At 61.5% G+C, this 20085-nt stretch carries 10 protein-coding genes and 1 tRNA gene; 5 read left to right on the forward strand and 6 right to left on the reverse strand.

The window, feature by feature from the left end:
* Positions 1-14: 14 nt before the first annotated feature.
* A tRNA-Met gene (locus QO005_RS22550) sits at positions 15-91 on the forward strand.
* Positions 92-171: 80 nt separating this feature from the next.
* Here the strand turns inward: QO005_RS22550 and QO005_RS22555 are convergent.
* The 5 genes from QO005_RS22555 to QO005_RS22575 form a co-directional block, all read right to left on the reverse strand.
* A complete protein-coding gene (locus QO005_RS22555; RefSeq protein WP_307160304.1) occupies positions 172-2463 on the reverse strand; it encodes an FdhF/YdeP family oxidoreductase in 2292 nt (763 codons plus the stop codon).
* Positions 2464-2581: 118 nt separating this feature from the next.
* On the reverse strand, positions 2582-5704 hold the full coding sequence (locus QO005_RS22560; RefSeq protein WP_307160282.1) for an efflux RND transporter permease subunit: 3123 nt from the start codon (positions 5702-5704) through the stop codon (positions 2582-2584).
* Positions 5701-8790, reverse strand: a complete 3090-nt coding sequence (locus tag QO005_RS22565; protein ID WP_307160283.1) for an efflux RND transporter permease subunit — start codon at positions 8788-8790, stop codon at positions 5701-5703. Before QO005_RS22565 ends, QO005_RS22560 begins: the two co-directional genes overlap by 4 nt.
* Positions 8787-10199, reverse strand: coding sequence for an efflux RND transporter periplasmic adaptor subunit (locus QO005_RS22570; RefSeq protein WP_307160284.1), 1413 nt, complete (start codon positions 10197-10199; stop codon positions 8787-8789). The genes QO005_RS22565 and QO005_RS22570 overlap by 4 nt, the downstream gene beginning before the upstream one ends.
* A gap of 192 nt (positions 10200-10391) precedes the next feature.
* Positions 10392-11282: a LysR family transcriptional regulator gene (locus QO005_RS22575; RefSeq protein ID WP_307160285.1), complete on the reverse strand. Its 891-nt coding sequence runs from the start codon at positions 11280-11282 to the stop codon at positions 10392-10394.
* 162 nt (positions 11283-11444) lie between these two features.
* On the opposite strand from QO005_RS22575, the gene hglS reads away from it, so the two are divergent.
* The 4 genes from hglS to ydiJ all read left to right on the forward strand — a co-directional run bounded on the left by hglS (position 11445) and on the right by ydiJ (position 18761).
* Positions 11445-12842 (forward strand): 2-oxoadipate dioxygenase/decarboxylase HglS, encoded by a 1398-nt coding sequence (gene hglS / locus QO005_RS22580; protein ID WP_307160286.1) that lies wholly within the window; start codon positions 11445-11447, stop codon positions 12840-12842.
* A 109-nt stretch (positions 12843-12951) separates the two neighbouring features.
* Positions 12952-14484, forward strand: a complete 1533-nt coding sequence (gene amaB, locus QO005_RS22585; protein WP_307160287.1) for an L-piperidine-6-carboxylate dehydrogenase — start codon at positions 12952-12954, stop codon at positions 14482-14484.
* A gap of 10 nt (positions 14485-14494) precedes the next feature.
* On the forward strand, positions 14495-15730 hold the full coding sequence (locus QO005_RS22590; protein WP_307160288.1) for a pyridoxal phosphate-dependent aminotransferase: 1236 nt from the start codon (positions 14495-14497) through the stop codon (positions 15728-15730).
* 10 nt (positions 15731-15740) lie between these two features.
* Entirely contained in the window at positions 15741-18761 is a 3021-nt protein-coding gene (gene ydiJ, locus QO005_RS22595) for a D-2-hydroxyglutarate dehydrogenase YdiJ (protein WP_307160289.1), read from the forward strand.
* Between the two features lie 126 nt (positions 18762-18887).
* Here the strand turns inward: ydiJ and QO005_RS22600 are convergent, their stop codons facing one another.
* On the reverse strand, positions 18888-19991 hold the full coding sequence (locus tag QO005_RS22600; protein ID WP_307160290.1) for a saccharopine dehydrogenase family protein: 1104 nt from the start codon (positions 19989-19991) through the stop codon (positions 18888-18890).
* Positions 19992-20085: the final 94 nt, after the last annotated feature.

The raw sequence follows: 20085 nt of genomic DNA on the forward strand, positions 1-20085 counted from the left end.
ACTTCCAATATCAACGCGGGGTGGAGCAGCCCGGTAGCTCGTCAGGCTCATAACCTGAAGGCCGCAGGTTCAAATCCTGCCCCCGCAACCAATTCACTAATTCTATTTAAAGCCCCGCGCACAAAAAACGCGGGGCTGTTCGCGTTTGTATAACGCGGTTATCCCGTCCCGTCAGGTGATGATGCGAACCGGAACCGCTTTCGAAGCAGGTGTTTTGGAAAGCTTGTCATGATGTGAAAGCGGGATGAGCGGGTTGAGTTCAGGATAATATCCCGCCACGCAGCCAGCGGGCAGATCGAAGGGCAAGACCTTCAACCCGTCGACCCGCCGATGCACCCCGTCGTCGGCATCGCTGACGAGAGCGACAATCTGGCCTTCTTCCAGTCCTGCGGAACGCATCTCATCCGGGCTGATCAGCAGCACGTCCCGCGTGCCGCTGACACCGCGAAGCCGATCCTCATATCCATAGATCGTCGTATTGAATTGGTCATTGCTGCGCAGCGTGATCAAGCGGTAGCGACCGGCCCTATCGGCAAAGCCGGCAGCCGAGAGACTCGTCGGAACGGTGAATTCCGCTTTTCCGCTTTCGGTTTTCCAGATCCGTTCGCGAGCACTATTGCCTCGATAAAAGCCTCCGGGTGTGAACATCCGCTTATTGAAGGCATGGAACTGGTCGGGATAGGTTTCCTCGATCAGATCGCGAACCTTGCCATAATCGCCGGTCCAGTCGTCCCAGTGCACATTCTGGTTGGGCGGGAGCGTGGCTTTCGCCAAGCCAGCGACGATGGCGAGTTCTGACAACAAGTGCTCACTTGCGGGTTCCCGTTTGCCGATCGATCCGTGAATGCAGCTGAGGCTGTCTTCCATGGTGACAGTCTGTGGTCCGCTTTGCTGTTTATCCCGTTCCGTTCGTCCCAGACAGGGCAGAAGATACGCGACCTCACCGTTGATCAGGTGGCTGCGATTGAGCTTTGTGGCGATCTGCACGGTCAGTCTCATGCGTTTCCACGCCGTCTCCATGGCGTCGCGTTCAGGGATTGCGCGGACGAAATTGCCACCGAGCCCGATGAAGGCGCGGATAGACCCATCCTGGATGCCTTCGCAGGCTTCCACGGTGTTGACACCCTTTTTCCTTGGCGGATCGAAACCGTACATTGCGGCGAGCTTGTCGAGCGGCACAAGTTCCGGCTTTTCGGATATGCCAACCGTTCTCTGTCCCTGAACATTGGAATGGCCGCGCACCGGCGAAATGCCAGTGCCGTCACGGCCGATATTGCCCTTGAGAAGGAGCAGATTGACCAACATCCCGATATTGTCCGCGCCGTTCACTTGCTGTGTCAGGCCCATGCCGTAAATGCCGATGACCCGTTCCGCCTCGACATAGATCTGGGCTGCCTGCTCAAGGGCCTGCTGCGTAAGGCCCGATTCTTCAACGATTGCAGACCATGGCGTTTCCCGTGCCGCCTTCTCGAAGGCTTCAAAACCATAGGTGTGCTGCTGGATGAAGTCGCGATCCAGTACACTTCTGCCTTGCGCTCTCGCTTCGTCGTCCTTTGCCAGAACGTGCTTGCATAACCCCATCAATGCGGCGATGTCGCCGCCTGCACGGACCTGCAAATACTGATCGGAAATCTGTGTTTCCCGCCCGGTCAGCATTTCCAGCGGATTTTGTGGATTTATGAAAGACTCCAGGCCTTTTTCGCGGACCGGATTAAAGGTGACGATCTTGCAGCCGCGCTTGACCGCATCCTGAAGGGGGTGAAGGAACCGTGGGCTATTGGACCCAGTGTTTTGGCCGAAGAAGAAAATGGCGTCGCACTTGGAAAAGTCGTCATAGACACAGGTCCCAACTGACGCTCCGATGACCTTTTTCAATCCGACCGATGTGGTTTCATGGCACATGTTGGAACTGTCGGGAAGATTATTCGAGCCATAGAGCCTTGCGAAGAGGGCGTAACAATATGCGGTCTCGAGGCTCGCCCTTCCGGAGGCGTAAAAGACGACGGATGTCGGATCCAGGGCTCGTAATTCTGCGGCAATGGCGGCGAAAGCCTCCTCCCACGTGCAGGCAACATAGTGATCGCTGTTGCGGTCATAGCGCATGGGATGCGTCAGCCGCCCCTGCTGTTCAAGATCATAATCCTTCCAGGTCTGAAGTTCCGAAACCGTATGACTGGCGAAAAAATCCGGCGTGCAGCGGCGTGTGGTGAGTTCCCATAAAGTTGCCTTGGCGCCGTTTTCGCAGAATTCGAAGGTGTGGTAGTCGGCAGGCTTGGTCCAGGCACAGGAAACGCACATGAAACCGCCCGGCTTGTTTTGACGGGCCAACGTCTCCATGACGGTGGGCTTATTCCATTCCCTGCCAAAGATACGGGTAATGCCTTTGAGAGACCCCCAGCCACCTGATGAACCTTCGTAATGAACTGTGTCATCGTCTGACATACTGACCTCCCTGGCACCCATACTATCGAGCCATAACGCGGCACGGCCTCGGGGGAGGCAAACTTTCTCTTTTGCCAATTGTTCCCGCGCGGTGGTCGGGTTGTCGTCCAAGGGATCGCTCTAACTTTTTGTTGTGATCCTAGGCCTTGAGATCAGCGGTTGGGTTCATCGATGACGGGGCGAGAGGAGATGCGCCTCCGCTTTTGAGGCGGGCCGACCATCGGGCGAAGATCAGGTAGATGATCGGTGTGGTGTAAAGCGTCAGTGCCTGAGAGACGATGAGGCCGCCGATGATGGTGATGCCGAGGGGGCGGTGCAGTTCGGCGCCCGGTCCTGTGGCCAGTGCCAGCGGCAGGGCGCCCATGAAGGCGGCCAGTGTCGTCATCATGATGGGGCGGAAGCGTTTGAGGCAGGCTTCGTGGATTGCCTTTTCCGGCGGCATGCCGAGGTTTCGCTCGGCATCGAGCGCGAAATCCACCAGCATGATGCCGTTTTTCTTGACGATGCCGATCAGCAGGATAATGCCGATAAAGGCGACGATTGTCAGTTCCGTTCCGCTGACCCAGAGCGAAAGCAGCGCGCCGAGGCCCGCCGAGGGCAGGGTGGAGATGATGGTCAGCGGGTGGACAAGACTTTCATAGAGAATGCCCAGAACAATATAGACCGCCAGTAGCGCCGCCAGAATGAGAAGCGGCTGGCTGCCGGAGGAGGTGCTGGCGCTGGCGGCATCTCCGGCAAATTCTGCATGCAGGCTGTCTGGCAGGTGCATGCTGGCCACGGCTGCCTTTACGGCGTCGTTGGCCGCTGACAACGTTGTTTCCGGACCGACATTGTAGGAAATGGTCACCGAGGGAAACTGGCCCTGATGGTTGACGCCGATGGGCGCCAGCGTTCGCTCCACCCGCGCAAAGGCCCCGAGCGGCACCTGCGTGCCGCCGCTGCCCGGCACATAGATTTTCAGGATATGCTCCGGGTCCTTGGCAAAGTCCGGATAGGCCTCGAGAATGACGCGGTACTGATTGCGCTCGCCATAAACAATGGTCACCTGCCGCTGGGCGAAGGCGTTGTTGAGAATATTATCCACGGCGTTCATCGTCACGCCAAGTCGGGAGGCGGCGGTGCGGTCCACCACCACATTGGCCTGCAACCCGCTCGGCTGGCGGTCGCTGTTGACGTCCGTCAGCAGCGGTTCCTGCCGCAAACGCGCCAGGATGCGTGGAGCCCAGGTTATCAGCTCGTCATAATCGGCATCCCACAGCGTGAACTGATATTGCGAATCCGAGGAGCGTGCGCCGATACGGATATCGCCCGGGGAGAAGAACGAGGTGTCCAGGCCGGGAATGCTGCCTGCTGCGCGGCGCAACCGCTCGATGACCATGTCGGTCGGATCGCGTTGGCCGGGGGGCTTCAGCGAAATCAGCATCTGGCCGCGATTGGCCGTTCCGAGATAACCGCCGCCGACGCTGGCGCCGATATTGGCGACCGCCGGGTCTTTTTCCACCAGCGCCAGCGCCTGCTGTTGCAGCGCCACCATGGCCGGATAGGAAATGTCGCTGGCTGCCTGACTATACCCCATGACAAAGCCGGTATCGTCGCGGGGGATGAAGCCCTTCGGCACCTTGGCATAGAGAGTGCCGGTCAGGACGACGCAGGCGATGATGCTCGCCACCGCCAGCACGCGGTGATGCAGCAGGGCGCTGAGGCTGCGGTCATAAAAGCCGATCATCCGCTGCAGGCTGCCTTCCACTCCTCTGTCGAACCAGTTTCCCCGGGCCTCAAAATCGTGCGGTTTCAGCTTGTGGCCGCAGATCATCGGGGTCAGCGTCAGGGAAACGACGGTCGAGACCAGAATGGTAAAGGCCAGCGTCAGCGAGAAGGTCAGGAAGAATTTGCCGATCACGCCGCCCATGAAGAACAGGGGAATGAAGGCCGCCATCAGCGAGACGCTGATGGCAATGACGGTAAAGCCGATCTGTCGTGCCCCCTCCCGGGCGGCATCCAGCGGCTTCAGGCCCTTTTCAAGATTGGCATGGACATTTTCGATCATGACGATGGCATCGTCCACCACAAAGCCGCTCGCCACCGCCAGCGCCATCAGCGAAAGGTTGTCTATCGAAAGGCCGGTCAGCCACATGGCGGCGAAGGCGCCCGCAAAGGAAAGCGGCACCGTCAGCCCTGCCGCAAGCGTCGGCACCAGCCGTCTCAGGAAAACGAACACCACCGCCATGACGAGGCTGATGGTGATCAGCAGGGTCAACTGCATATCTTCCACGCTGGCATGAATGGTGGTGGTGCGGTCGTTCAGCACATCGATGGCGATGCCTGCGGGGATCAGTCGCTTGAGTTCCGGAATGAGGTCGCGCACCGCATCCACCGTCGAGACGACATTGGCATCCGCCGCCTTGGTAATGTTGATCAGCACGGCAGGCTTGCCGTTGAACCAGGCATCGGAACGGCGGTTGCGCACGCCCTCGTCGACGGTGGCGATATCGGAAAGCCTGGTGGCTGTTCCGTCGCCAGAGGTGATGATCAGGCGGCCGTAATCCTCCGGCTTCGTCAGTTGCGCATTCACCGACAGCGCATAAAAGGCGTTCGGTCCATCGATGGCGCCAATTGGCGCGAGCGCATTGCCGTTGACGATGGCGGTGCGCACGTCGTTGGCGGAAAGGCCGATGGCCGCCAGCCGGTCCGGATCGAGCCGCACCCGGACGGCCGGCTGGTCGGCGCCGCTGACGCTGACATCGCCAACCCCCTCCACCTGCGAAATGCGCTGAACCACGACCGTATCGGCGGCATCGAACACTGCGCTGGCGGGCAGGGCGTCGGAGGTCAGTGCCAGCGTCAGGATTGGTGCTGCGGCGGGATTGGCCTTGCGCAGCGATGGCAGGCTCGGCATGTCGCTTGGAAGATCGGCAACGGCGGCGTTGATCGCCGCCTGCACATCCTGGGCGGCGCTGTCGACATTGCGGGAAATATCGAATTGCAGAAAGATGTTGGTGGTGCCGAGCCCGCTGGTCGAGGTCATCTCCGTCACGCCGGCAATGGCGCCCAGATGCCGCTCCAGAGGGGCGGCAACGCTGGAGGCCATGCTTTCCGGATCAGCGCCCGGACGGCTGGCGGAGACGCGAATGGTGGGCAGATCGACGGCGGGAAGGCTGGAGACCGGCAGAAATCGATAGGCGACCAGGCCCAGCATCATCAACCCGATCGCCAGAAGCGTCGTGCCGACCGGGCGGCTGATGAAGGGCGCGGAGATATTCATGCGGGCTCACCCGCCTTTATGGTCTTGCTCTTTCGCTGCCGGAGCCTGTCCAGCGCCAGATAGATCACCGGCGTGGTGTAGAGGGTGAGCAACTGGCTGAGCAGCAGGCCGCCGATGATGGAAATGCCAAGCGGAATGCGCAATTCCGCCCCGGTCCCTTGAGCAAGCGCCAGCGGCAGTGCTCCAAACAGCGCGGCCAGCGTCGTCATCATGATCGGGCGGAAGCGCAGCGTGGCCGCCTTGATAATGGCGTCGCGGGGAAGAAGCCCCTGTTCACGCTCCGCATCCAGCGCAAAATCGATCATCATGATCGCGTTTTTCTTGACGATGCCCATCAGCAGCACGATGCCGATCAGCGCGATGATCGACAGATCCTGATCAAACAGCATCAGCGCCAGCAGCGCCCCGACCCCGGCGGAGGGCAGTGTCGAGAGAATGGTGATCGGGTGGATGGCGCTTTCATAGAGCAGGCCGAGCACGATGTAGATGGTGATGATCGCCGCCAGGATCAGCCAGGGTTCGCCCGCCAGCGCCCGGTCGAATTCCTCGGTATCGCCACTGTAATGGCGCTGGATGGAGGCCGGCATGCCGATCTCCTTTTCCGCCGTCTTGATGGCCGCCACCGCCTGCGAAAGCGAAGCGCCGCGGGCGAGGTCGAAACTGAGCGTGACGGAGGGAAACTGCTCGCTGCGGCTGATGACCAGCGGCGCGGTGGTGAAGCGGATGCTTGCGACGGCAGTCAGCGGCACCATGGCGCTATCCGTTCCCGCCACATAGAGCTGCGACAGGGCCTTCGGGTCTCCCTGGAACCGCTCCGCGGCCTCCAGGATCACGCGATACTGGTTGGCCTGCCCATAAATCGTGCTGATCTGGCGCTGGCCAAAGGCATCGTAAAGCGTGTCGCTGATCGCCTGCATGGAAACGCCAAGCCGGGCCGCCGTCTCGCGATTGACTTGGATGGCCAGCCTGCCGCCGCCCATTTCCACTTCCGACGTTACGTCTACGAGAATCGGGTTCTGCTGCAGGCGATGCGCCAGCTTGTTGGCCCAATCAGCCACCGTGGCGGTATTGGTGCCGGTCAGCGTGTATTGATAGGGCGCGCGGCTTGCCCGGGTGCTGATGGAGATGTCGCGCACGCTCTGGAACGTGGCATGCACGCCCGGAATGCCGGAGACTCGCGCCCGCAGCCGGTCGATCAGGTCGGTGGCGGAGATGTCGCGCTCGCCCTGCGGTTTCAGCACCAGCGTGTAGCTGGCGGTGTTCAGGGTGAGATTGCTGGCGCTGGTGCCGATCACCGCGATCACGCTTTCGATGGCCGGATCCTGCCGCAGCCGGTCGCCGATATCCTGCTGCGTGGTCTTCATCACGGCGAAGGAGCTGGTCGGTTCGGTTTCGATGACGGCGGTGATCAGGCCGGTATCCTGCACCGGCAGGAAGCCCTTGGGGATGATAATATAGAGGCCGACAGTCACCGCCAGCGTCAGGCCTGTCAGCGACAGCATCAGCCAGCCCCTGTCCACCGCCCAGACCACGCTTTTGCGATAGCCTTCGTTCATCCAGGCCATGAACCGGTCCGTCAGGCCGAGCAGCCCGGCATGGCGTTCCTTCGGTGGTTTCAGGATGCGGGCACACATCATCGGCGTCAGCGTCAGCGAAATGATCGCCGAAACCACCACGGCAATGGTCAGCGTCAGGGCAAATTCGCGGAACATCCGCCCGACAATCCCGGTCATGAACAGCAGCGGAATGAAGACCGCGATCAGCGAGGCAGTGAGCGAGATGATGGTGAAGCCGATTTCGCCCGCCCCCTTCAGCGCCGCCTGCATCGGATGCTCGCCCTCCTCGATATGGCGGGCGATGTTTTCGATCATCACGATGGCATCGTCCACCACGAAGCCCGTGCCGATGGTCAGCGCCATCAGCGAGAGATTGTCGAGGCTGAAGCCGGCGAACCACATGATGCCGAAGGTGGCGATCAGCGACAGCGGCAGCGCCACACCGGCGATGATGGTGGCCGTCAGCGTGCGCAGGAACAGGAAGACGACGAGAATGACCAGCGCGATGGACAGGAGCAGCGTCCATTGCACCTCGTGGATCGAGGCGCGGATCGTCTCGGTGCGGTCGTTGACGATATCGAGCGACACCCCGGCGGGCAGGGAGGATGTCAGCCGCGGCAATTGCCGCCGCACATCCTCCACCGTCTGGATGACATTGGCTCCCGGCTGGCGCATGATGTCGACGATCACTGCCGGGTGGCCCTGATACCAGGCGCCGACACGGCTGTTTTCCAGCCCTTCCACCACGTCGGCCACGTCCTTCAGCTGCACCGGCGCGCTGTTGCGATAGGCAATGATCGTCTGGCGGTAGATCTCCGGATCGTGGATCTGGTCGTTGGCCGACAGGGTGAAGGATTGCGAGGTGCCGTCCACCGCCCCCTTCGCGCCGGAGACATTGGCATTGGTGATCGCGCTGCGCACGTCTTCCAGCGACAGGCCGTAGGAGGCAAGGCGGGTCAGATCGGCCTGAATGCGGATGGCGGGCCGCACGCCGCCCTGCACCCGGACATCGCCGACGCCAGAGACCTCGCTCAGCCGCTGCGACATGATCGTATCGGTAAAGTCGCTGAGATCGCGGATCGGATAGGTGTCGGAATGCAGGGCGAGCGTCAGGATCGGCGTATCCGCCGGGTTCACCTTGGCATAGGTCGGTGGATAGGGCAGGGTTTTCGGCAGGCTGCCGGTGGCGGAATTGATGGCCGCCTGCACATCCTGCGCCGCGCCGTCGATATCCCGGTCCAGATTGAATTGCAGGGTGATCTGGCTGATGCCATAGGCGCTGGAGGAGGTCATGGCGGCAATGGCCGGGATCTGTCCCAGCGGCCGCTCCAAAGGCGCGGTCACCAGCGCCGCCATCGTATCCGGATCGGCGCCCGGCAATTGCGTGGTCACCCGGATCGTTGGAAAATCCACCTGCGGCAGCGGCGCGACCGGCAGCGAGAAAAAGCCGAGAAGCCCGCCGAGCAGGGTGGCGATGCCGAGAAGCGAGGTGGCGATGGGCCGGGCGATGAAGGGCGTGGAAATGCTCATGGCGCCGCGCCGCTCGCGCCTTGCGGAGCAGGTGTCGCGGGTGGCGTTGCGCCGGGCTGCGCCTCACCTTTCTGGTGGCGGTGGCCCGAATTCTGATCGCCACCGCCTTCTGCCGGTGGTGTGGCCTGTCCCGGCGGCGTGGCATGGTCGCCGGTCGCAGGCTTTGCCGGATTGCCGTTGCGATTGCCGCCGCCCTTGCGGCGTTGCCCATGGCTTTCCTCGGAGAGGGGCACGGCCATTTTCGCGGGATCGGCCTCTTCCGGTGTCGACACCCTGACCTCGGACCCATCCTGCAATCGCGCAAAGCCGGTGGTCACCACCTTTTCGCCCTCGCGCACGCCCTTGCCGATCACGGCGATCCGGTCATCCTGCATGGTCACGTCCACCGCCTGGATGCGGACGGTGTTGTCATCGCGCACGATGTAGCAATAGGTGCCGCCCGGGCCGCGCTGCACGGCGGCGGAGGGAATGGTCAGTACATTCCTCAGGGTCTCGACCAGCAGGCGCGCATTGACGAAGGCGCCCGGCCAGAGCGTTAGCGCCTCATTGGTAAATTCGGCCCGCAGCTTGACCGTGCCCGTCGTCGCATCCACCTGATTGTCCACCACCGTCAGCCTGCCGCTGGCGAGCGCCGTCTTGCCGTCGTCGCCGAACACATCCACCGTCAGCGGTCCTTTGGCCTGCGCGGCGTTGACGCGGCCAAGCTCCTGCTGGGGCACGGAAAAGATCACCGTGATCGGGCGGATCTGCGACAGCGTCACGATGCCGGTGGTATCGCCGCTTGCCACGGTATTGCCGATATCGACATTGCGGATGCCGGTGCGGCCATCGATGGGAGCCCGGATCGTGGTGTAATCCAGCTGCGCCTGCGCGGCCTCGATGGCCGCCTGATCCGACTGCACCTGCGCCTTGTATTGGGCGACCTGCGATTGCTGGGCTTCCAACTGCTGCTGGGTGGCCGCCGAATTGCCGGCCAGCCGCTGAAGGCGGGCAAATTCCACGATGGCATTTTCAAGCAGCGCTTCATCCTGCGCTTTCTTGGCAACGGCCTGGTCGAACTGGGCGCGGTAAAGCGCATCGTCCAGCCGGGCAATAACATCGCCTGCCTTGATGTCCTGCCCTTCCTGAAAGCCGATTTCGGTAATGCGACCGCTGACCTGCGCCCGCACCACGACGGAATTGACCGGTTTGACCGTGCCGACCCCCGTGACATGGACCGGCACATCCGCCAGAACGGCCGGGGCGGCCACGACGGGAATGGCGCGGTCGCGTTCTTCCTTTTTTCCGGCCTGTCCCCCGCCGAACCAGGCGGCTGTCAGCGTCTTCACCTCAGGCAGTTCAGTGGCATAGACAAGGCCTGCACCGGCGACGACGATAGCGAGCAGCAGGACTTTACGACTGGTTTTCATCAACGCCCGTTCATTCTTTTAAGAAGAGTGGAGGAATGGCTTTCTGACTGTTCAATGCTTTTTCAGGCGGAATTATGCAGTAGCCTTCCTGCCTGACGGTCAGACGACAAACCAATCACATGTTCGAAAAAATGCCACTTACAAGATGGTCATGATTCAGAATTTGCTGTGAGAGCCTGAAATGCCAAGGCATCAAACCTGCTGCAGCAGCCAGGTCTCGAAGGCACGGGCGATCGCGCTGCTTTTCTTGCCCTCCGGCGTTACGATGTAATAGCCGTTCGCGGTGGAGATCGGTCGGTCGATCACCACCTGCAGCCGCCCGGAGGAAAGCTCCTCCTCGATCAGATAATCGGGCAGAAGCGCAAAGCCCAGCCCGTTCAGGGCCGCCTCGATGATCATGGCAAACTGATCGAAGCGATGGCCGCTGAAGGCCTTCGCCTCGATGCCCGCATGGGTTTGCAGCCATTCCGTCCAGAGCTTTGGCCGCGTTGCCAGATGCAGGAGCGGCAGGTGCAAAAGATCCGCCGCCTCCGTGACCGGAAACTCTTTGAGCAGCGCCGGGCTTGCCACCGGCAGAATGACCTCGCTGCACAGATAGGTGCAGATGGCATGCGCCCAGACCGGCTGGCCGTAATGAATGACCAGATCGAAATCCTCCCGGGCAAGGTCGAAGGGCTCGGAACGGCAGGTGATGTCCAGCCGCGTCTCCGGGTAGGATTTCAGGAAGTCGGGAAGCCGCCGCAAAAGCCAGCGGTTGCCGAAGGTGGGCAGGGTGGCGATGGTCAGCGTCTGGCGGTCGTCGGCGGCGGCCATGGCGCGCAGCACCAGATCCTCTGTCTGCGCCAGAAGGGCGGCAACATCGGCCAGCAGCGCCTTGCCGGTGGAGGACAGCACCACCCTTTTCCGCACCCGCTCGAACAGTACCACGCCAAGCTGGGTTTCCAGCGTGCGGATCTGCCGGCTCACCGCACTTTGCGTCAGGTTGAGCTCAGTGGCGGCACGGGTGAAGCTGCCGTGGCGCGCCGCGCATTCAAAGGCTTGCAGCACCGTGAGATCAGGAACCAGGGATCGGCTGACAGACATTCCAAACTCGCATCAACATAGTCGGAATTAGCAAAGGATTTCTCGATAGGGACTGTTTATAATGCGTGGCGTGCATGAATTCCATCCCGAAAGCATGATCCTGAGGAAAACGCCGTTGTGGTTTTCTTGAGAACATGCGCCAGATGCCACGAGGTTCCGGTCTTGAGCGCCCTTTCCATCTTTCCTGCCGATGCCATTCGCTCCGAATTTTCCAGCGCCATGTCGGCCATGTATCGCAATGAGGTGCCAGCTTACGGCACGCTGATGGAACTGGTGGCCCGGGTCAATGACGAAACGCTGGCCGAGCAGCCGGCCTTGAAGGCGCGCCTCGATGCCACCGATACGCTGGAGCGGATTTCGCAGGAGCGCCACGGCGCCATCCGTCTGGGCACGGCGGAAGAGCTTGCGATGATGCGCCGCATCTTCGCGGTGATGGGCATGTATCCGGTGGGCTATTACGATCTCTCCACCGCCGGTGTGCCGGTGCATTCCACCGCATTTCGCCCGGTGGGCGAGGAGGCGCTGAAGCGCAACCCGTTCCGTATTTTCACCTCGCTGCTCAGGCTGGATTTGATTGCGGATGAGGCCTTGCGAGCGGAAGCTGCCACAATTCTCTCACACCGTCAGATTTTTACGCCCGGCGCCATTGCACTGACCGAAAAAGCCGAAAAACAGGGCGGGCTGGAGAAGGACGATGCCCTGCGTTTCGTGGCGGAGGTGCTGGAAACCTTCCGCTGGCATGACAAGGCCAATGTCGCGCTCTCGATGTATCACCGCCTGCATGATGCCCACCGGCTGATTGCCGATGTCGTCTCCTTCAAGGGGCCGCATATCAACCATCTCACCCCGCGCACGCTGGATATCGACAAGGTGCAGGCGCTGATGCCTGAATACGGCATTGCCCCCAAGGCCGTGGTGGAAGGCCCACCCACCCGGACATGCCCGATCCTGTTGCGCCAGACCTCGTTCAAGGCGCTGGAAGAGCCGGTCTCCTTCCAGGATGGCAAGGGGGGCTGGCAATCCGGCACGCATACCGCCCGTTTCGGGGAAATCGAACAGCGTGGCATTGCCCTGACGCCGAAGGGGCGCGCCCTTTATGACGCGCTGCTGGACGAGACCCGCAAGGTCGTGCGGCCCGCCGCCGATGGCTCCAACGCGGCGGCCTATGACGCGGCGCTGGCCGATGTCTTCAAGGCTTTCCCGGATGATTGGGCCAGCATTCGCGCCGAGGGCCTCGGTTATTTCAGCTATTCGCTGACGGAAAAGGGCATGAAGGGTATTCCCCCGGTTTCCAGCCTGGAGACGCTGATTGCCGATGGCTATATCTGCTTCGATCCTATCGTCTATGAAGACTTCCTGCCGGTCAGCGCCGCTGGTATCTTCCAGTCCAATCTGGGGGATGGCGCGAGCCAGGAATTCGTGGCAAGCCCCAATCAGAAGCGCTTCGAAGCCGATCTCGGCGCGCAAGTGCTGAACGAATTCGACCATTATGCCGGCATTGAAACGGCCTCGATCGAGGCCTGCCTTGCCGCTTTCGCCCGGCAGCCTGCTGCTGAATAAGCGCCGCTTTTATACCAAGGGGCATTGAAAATGACGCTTGGTATTCCCTTTTCGAATATCTCAAGGCTCTGACGCATCTTCGAGCCTTGGCATTCTGGAGTATTTGAAGATGAACATCGCTGCAAAGCCCGCTTCCATTGCCGCTGAGGCTGCCGCCATTCTGGATCGCCTTGGCGTCGAGACATCCGCCTATACCGGTGGCGATCTCAAATCCTTCTCGCCGATCACCGGCGAGCAGACAGGCAGCCTGAAAACCGTTTCGACGGCGGAAGCCACCGCCATCATCGACCGTGCCGATGCCGCTTTCCGCATCTGGCGTCTGGTGCCCGCTCCCAAGCGTGGCGAACTGGTGCGCCTTTTCGGCGAGGAACTGCGCGCCGCCAAGGCCGATCTTGGCCGTCTCGTCTCCATTGAGGCGGGCAAGATCCCGTCCGAAGGCCTCGGTGAAGTGCAGGAAATGATCGATATCTGCGATTTCGCGGTCGGCCTGTCCCGCCAGCTTTACGGTCTGACCATTGCCACCGAGCGCCCCGGCCACCGCATGATGGAAACCTGGCATCCGCTCGGCGTGATCGGCATCATTTCCGCCTTCAACTTTCCCGTGGCCGTCTGGGCGTGGAATGCGGCCCTTGCTCTGGTCTGCGGCAATAGCGTGGTGTGGAAGCCATCCGAAAAGACGCCGCTGACGGCGCTTGCCTCCCAGGCCATTCTGGAGCGTGCGCTCAAGCGCTTTGGTGACGCGCCGGAAGGTCTTGCCCAGGTTCTGATCGGCGACCGCACAGTCGGCGAAGTGCTGGTGGACCATGCCAAAGTGCCGCTGGTATCGGCCACCGGCTCCACCCGCATGGGCCGCGAAGTTGGCCCGCGCCTTGCCAAGCGCTTTGCCCGCGCCATTCTCGAACTCGGCGGCAATAATGGCGGCATCGTCTGCCCGTCGGCCGATCTCGATATGGCACTGCGCGCCATTGCCTTCGGTGCCATGGGCACGGCTGGCCAGCGCTGCACGACGCTGCGCCGTCTCTTCGTGCATGACAGCGTCTATGACCAACTCGTTCCGCGCCTGAAAAAGGCCTATGCCAGCGTCTCCGTCGGCAACCCGCTGGATGGCGGTGCCCTGGTTGGCCCGCTGATCGACAAGCTGGCCTTTGACAACATGCAGAAGGCGCTGAGTGAAGCGAAAGCGCATGGCGGCACGGTGCATGGCGGCGAGCGGGTCGATACCGGCAGCGCGGATGCCTATTACGTCAAGCCGGCACTGGTGGAAATGCCCGCCCACACCGGTCCGGTGCTGGAAGAAACCTTCGCGCCCATCCTCTATGTGCTGAAATACAGCGATTTCGATGGGGTTCTGGCTGACCACAACGCGGTCGGTGCCGGTCTTTCCTCCTCGATCTTCACGCTCAACATGCGGGAAGCCGAGCGCTTCCTGGCAGCGGATGGGTCGGATTGCGGCATTGCCAATGTCAATATCGGCACCTCGGGTGCTGAAATCGGTGGGGCCTTCGGTGGCGAGAAGGAAACCGGTGGTGGCCGCGAATCCGGCTCGGATGCGTGGAAGGCCTATATGCGCCGCGCCACCAACACGGTGAACTATTCCACATCCCTGCCGCTGGCGCAGGGCGTGTCCTTCGATATCGAATAAGGCAACAACCATGACCATCACGGTGAACGTGGAGGAGGCGGGCTTCCGGCCCGCCTCGCGGATCGCTGCTGTCGGCGTTTCGAAGATTCTGCAAATCGGCGCAAAGGCAGCCGCGATGAAGCGCGAGGGCCTGCCGGTGATCATCCTCGGCGCGGGCGAGCCGGATTTCGACACGCCCGACCACATCAAGCAGGCCGCCAAGACAGCCATCGATGCCGGTGAAACAAAATATACCGCGCTCGACGGTTCGCCCGCGCTGAAACAGGCCATTGCCGCCAAATTCAAACGGGAAAACGGCGTGGATTATGCCGTCGAAGACATCACTGTCGGCACGGGTGCCAAGCAGATCCTGTTCAACGCCTTCATGGCCACCATCGATGCTGGCGATGAGGTGATCATCCCCACGCCCTACTGGACCTCCTATTCCGATATCGTCGAGGTCTGCGGCGGCACCTCCGTGCTCGTGCCTTGCACGGCCGAAGCGGGCTTCCGGCTTCAGGCCGAACAGCTTGAAAAGGCGATCACTCCCAAAACCCGCTGGGTGCTGCTGAATTCTCCCTCCAATCCCTCCGGTGCCGCCTATAGCGCCGAGGATTATCAGCCGCTGATCGAGGTGCTGCTCAGCCATCCGCATGTCTGGCTGATGGTGGACGATATGTATGAGCACATCATCTATGACGGTTTTGATTTCGTCACCCCCGTGGCGCTGGAGCCGCGCCTGAAGGGCCGGGCGCTCACCATCAACGGGGTGTCCAAGGCCTATGCCATGACCGGCTGGCGCATTGGCTATGCCGGGGGGCCGAGGGCGCTGATCAAGGCCATGGCGGTGATCCAGAGCCAGGCCACCTCTTGCCCCTGTTCCGTCAGTCAGGCCGCAGCCGTTGCGGCGTTGAACGGCCCTCAGGACTTTTTGAAGGACCGGCAGCAAAGCTTCAAGCACCGCCGCGATCTGGTGGTCAGCCGGTTGAACGCCATTGCAGGGCTTGATTGCCGGGTGCCGGAAGGCGCCTTTTACACCTTCGCCTCCTGCGCAGGCGTGTTGAACAAGATGACGCCGAAGGGCAAGACCTTGCTGAGCGATGCGGATTTCACCGATTATCTGCTGGAAGAGGCGCATGTTGCGGTTGTCCCCGGCTCGGCTTTCGGTCTTTCTCCCTTCTTCCGCATTTCCTATGCAACATCGGAAGCAGAACTGGTAGAAGCGCTGAACCGGATTGAACAGGCCTGCGCTGCCCTGAAAGAATAGCCGCTCCATCATGATCCCACGCCTCGATCGCGCCCCGACCGTCACCGACGCACCGCCCGGTTTTTTCGAGTGCCTGATCGAGAGGGGCTTTCGCGGCGATATCGAGACGCGGGCAGCGTCGCGCATCATCTCAGCCACCGATAACTCCATCTACCAGATGGAGCCGCAGGGCATTCTCTTCCCGCGCGATGCTTCAGACCTTCAGATCATCGCCCGCACGCTGGCGGAGCCCCGGTTTCGCGCAATCACCATTGCCCCACGCGGCGGCGGCACAGGCACCAACGGCCAGTCGCTGACCCATGGCGTGGTGGTCGATTGCTCGCGGCACATGAACCGCATTCTGGAGATCGATCCGGTGCGGCGGGTGGCGCGTGTCGAGGCGGGCGTTGTCAAGGACCAGCTCAATCGCGCGCTGAAAGCCCATGGCCTGTTTTTCGCGCCGGAGCTTTCCACCTCCAACCGCGCCACCATTGGCGGCATGATTTCCACCGATGCCTGCGGTCAAGGGTCTTGTTTGTATGGCAAGACCTCCAATCATGTGCTGGCGCTGCGCGTGGTGTTGATGGATGGCGCGGATATCTGGTCCCGTCCGGTCGATGAGGCGGGTCTTGAGGCCGCGCTTCAGCGTCAGGACCGGATCGGTGAGATTTACCGGGTGGTGGAGCGCATCACGCGCGAAAAGCAAGAGCGCATCCGGCAGGTCTTCCCCAATCTCAACCGCTATATGACCGGCTATGACCTTGCGCATGTGCGCCGCGAGAACGGTCAATTCGATCTCAACGCCATTCTGTGCGGCTCCGAGGGCACGCTGGCGATGATCGCCGAGGCCGAGCTGAACCTGCTGCCGCTGCCTGCCGAAGCGGCGCTCGTCAACATCCGCTATAACGACTTCAACGCCGCCCTGGAGGATGCCCGCAATCTCATAGCGCTCAAGGTCGCCTCCGTCGAAACCGTCGATGAGCGCGTGCTGGGTCTTGCCAAGGGCGATATCGTCTGGACGGCGATCAGCCGTTTCTTCCCCGATGATGCGGGGCAAACGGCCAATGGCATCAATATCGTTGAAGTGCTGGCCGATGATGGTCCTGAGCTGGAGCGCAAGCTTCAGGCCGTGATCGCGGCGCTGGAAAGCGCTGCCAACCCGAACCGTCTCGGCCATACCATTGCGCGTGGCCACAGCGATGCGGAAGCCATCTGGACCATGCGCAAACGTGCTGTCGGCCTGCTCGGCAATGTCGAAGGCCCCGTGCGGCCTGTTCCCTTCGTGGAAGATACGGCGGTGCCGCCGGAGCATCTGGCGGCTTATATCCGCGAGTTTCGCGCTCTTCTGGACGGGGCAGGCGTTGCCTATGGCATGTTTGGCCATGTCGATGCCGGGGTTTTGCATGTGCGTCCGGCGCTGGATCTGGTGCGGCCCGACCATGTGCCGCTGGTGCGCGAGATCAGCGATGCCGTGGTGGCGCTGACCCGCAAATATGGCGGCGTTCTCTGGGGCGAGCATGGCAAGGGCGTGCGCTCGGAATATGTGCCGGAATTTTTTGGCGATCTTTATCCCTGCTTGCAGGAGATCAAGCGGGCCTTCGACCCGGACAACCGCCTCAATCCCGGCAAGATCGCCAGCCCTGACGATAAACCGCTGCTGAAGATCGATGCGGTGCCGCTGCGGGGGGCGATGGACCGCGTCATTGGCAATGAAATCCGCGCCGCTTTCGACAATGCCGCCTATTGCAACGGCAATGGCGCCTGTTTCGATTTCGATGAAACAAGCCCCATGTGCCCCTCCTACAAGGCCAGCCGCGACCGCCGCTTTTCACCGAAGGGCCGCGCTTCGCTGATGCGCGAATGGCTGCGTCTTCTGGCCGAAAAGGGCGTGGACCCGCGCGGGGCAGCTCTCAAAGCCAGCGAGGCGCACTTGCTGCACCGCGCGCTGAACAGCCTGAACCCGAAAAACCGGCAGGATTTTTCCCACGAGGTCAAGGCGGCGATGGACACGTGCCTCTCCTGCAAGGCCTGCGCCGGGCAATGTCCGGTCAAGGTCAGCATTCCGGCCTTCCGGGCAAAATTTCTCGAGGTCTATTACACCCGCTATCTGCGTCCGCTGAAGCACCCGCTGGTGGCCTCCATCGAAACACTGCTGCCGATCATGGCCCGGCTTCGCCCGCTCTATAACGGGGTCGTGGGCACGAGAGCGGGCAGGGGGGTGATGCGGCTTGCCGGGCTCACGGCCCTGCCGCGTCTGGCTGATCGCTCCTTGGCCAGTGAGGCGCAAAGGCTGAACGTTCAGATTGCCGATCCCAAAAAACTCGCAGCCCTGACAGCGGCGGAGCGCAAGACCATTGTGGTTTTCGTGGTCGATGCCTTTACCGCGCATTTCGATCCGGCGGTGGCGGTGGCGGCCATCCGCCTTGCCCGCAAGCTCGGTTTCAAGCCCATGCTCGCCCGCCCTGACATCAATGGCAAGGCGCTGCATGTGCACGGCTATCTGGCGCGCTTCGAGAAAGCGGCCCGCAAGACAGGACACTCTCTGCAAAGTCTCGCCGATCTCGGGCTGCCGCTGGTCGGGCTCGATCCGTCCATGACCCTTGCCTTTCGCAGCGAATACAAAGCCTTGCCGGACAATGTTCTGAAGGCCACCATCGCCCTGCCGCAGGAGTGGCTGGCTGAGGTGCTGCCGTCCCCGCAGCTTGAAATGGCCCCCTTTTCCGGAAGGCTGACCCTGATGGTTCACTGCACCGAGCGCAGCAATGCCGCCGCCTCGCTTGCGGCGTGGAAGACAATATTCCAAACGCTGGGGCTGGAACTGACGCTGGCGGACACCGGCTGCTGCGGCATGGCTGGCACCTTCGGCCATGAGGTGAAAAACCGCCCCATGGCCGAGCAGCTTTACCGCATGAGCTGGAAGCCGGTAATCGACAAGGCGCCGGAGAGCGATATGCTGATGGCGACCGGCTATTCCTGCCGCGCCCAGGCGAAGGTCATGGACAACCTTCGCCTGCCGCATCCGCTTGAGGTGCTGGACCGGCTGATCTTGTAATACGAAGTGTCATTGAAGATGGCAGTTCGTATTCCCCCTTCGAATATCTCAAGCCACTGATGCAACTGAGATATTCGAAATCTTTCAAGGCGAGGATGCGTGAGCATCTTCGAGCCTTGGTATAACTCAAGCCATTTCCTTGACGCGCAAGACTTCCGGGTCATAGGCGCGCCCGAAGCGGTTGCCGAGGAAATCGGCAAGGGCGATTTCTTCCTGGCGCACAAAGCCTTTTTGCGGCAGACGGCCCTTGGCCAGAAGATCGAGAACCGTGGTGATGCCGGCGGCGGTGGTGATCTGGATGGCGCTCATCCGCTTACCCGCGACGCGGCCCGCATAAACCTTGTTGGCATAGGTTTCCTGGAGATAGCGGCCGTCCTTCCAGCCGCAGACGGTGACGAAGATCACCACCACATCCTGCATGGTGGCGGGCAGGGCGTTTTCAAACAGATCCTTCAGCACGTCGCGACGGTTCTTCAGGTTCAGATCGTTGAGCAGCGCCTTGATGATCGCCTGATGGCCGGGATAGCGGATGGTGCGGTAGTTCATGGTCCGCACCCGGCCTTCCAGCGTCTTAGCCAGCGTGCCAAGCCCGCCCGAGGTGTTGAAGGCTTCATAGGTCACGCCGTCGAGCGAGAATTCCTCACGCTCTTCCATGGCGGGAACCGTTACGCGCTTGCCTTCGACAATCGCCTCGCAGGGTTCGATATATTCGTTGATCAGCCCGTCGGTACTCCAGGTCAGATTGTAGTTCAGCGCATTGGAGGGATATTGCGGCAGCGCGCCGACGCGCATGCGCACGCTGTCCAGACTGTCGAAATTGCGGGCAAGATCGTTGGCGACGATGGAGATGAAGCCCGGCGCCAGCCCGCATTGCGGAATGAAGGCAACCTCTGCGCCTTCCGCCAGGTCTTCGACCTTCCGGGTCGTTGCGACATCCTCGGTCAGGTCGAGATAGTGAACACCGGCTTGTTTTGCCGCTTCCGCTACGAAGCCCGTCAGGTTGAAGGGCGCGGCGGACAGAACGGCGAACCTGCCCGAAAGGGCTGCCACAAGCTGCGACGGCACGGAAATATCGAGTTCCATCGTCGAGATCGCGGCGTGGCTGTCGAGCTTGCTCAACTGTTCGGCGCTGCGATCGGCGACGGTGACGCGATAGTCACCCGTTTCCGCCAGCATCAGCGCGATGGCGCCACCGATCTTGCCTGCACCGATTACAATGATGTCTTTCATCTTTATCCCCCGGAGAGCGTTTATATGCCTTCATTTTGCCGGGGGCTTCGGTTGATTCACAGGGGCAATATGGCCATTATGACGTGTGATAATC

Origin of the sequence: Allorhizobium paknamense (assembly GCF_030815125.1) — a bacterium.
GTDB lineage: Bacteria > Pseudomonadota > Alphaproteobacteria > Rhizobiales > Rhizobiaceae > Allorhizobium > Allorhizobium paknamense.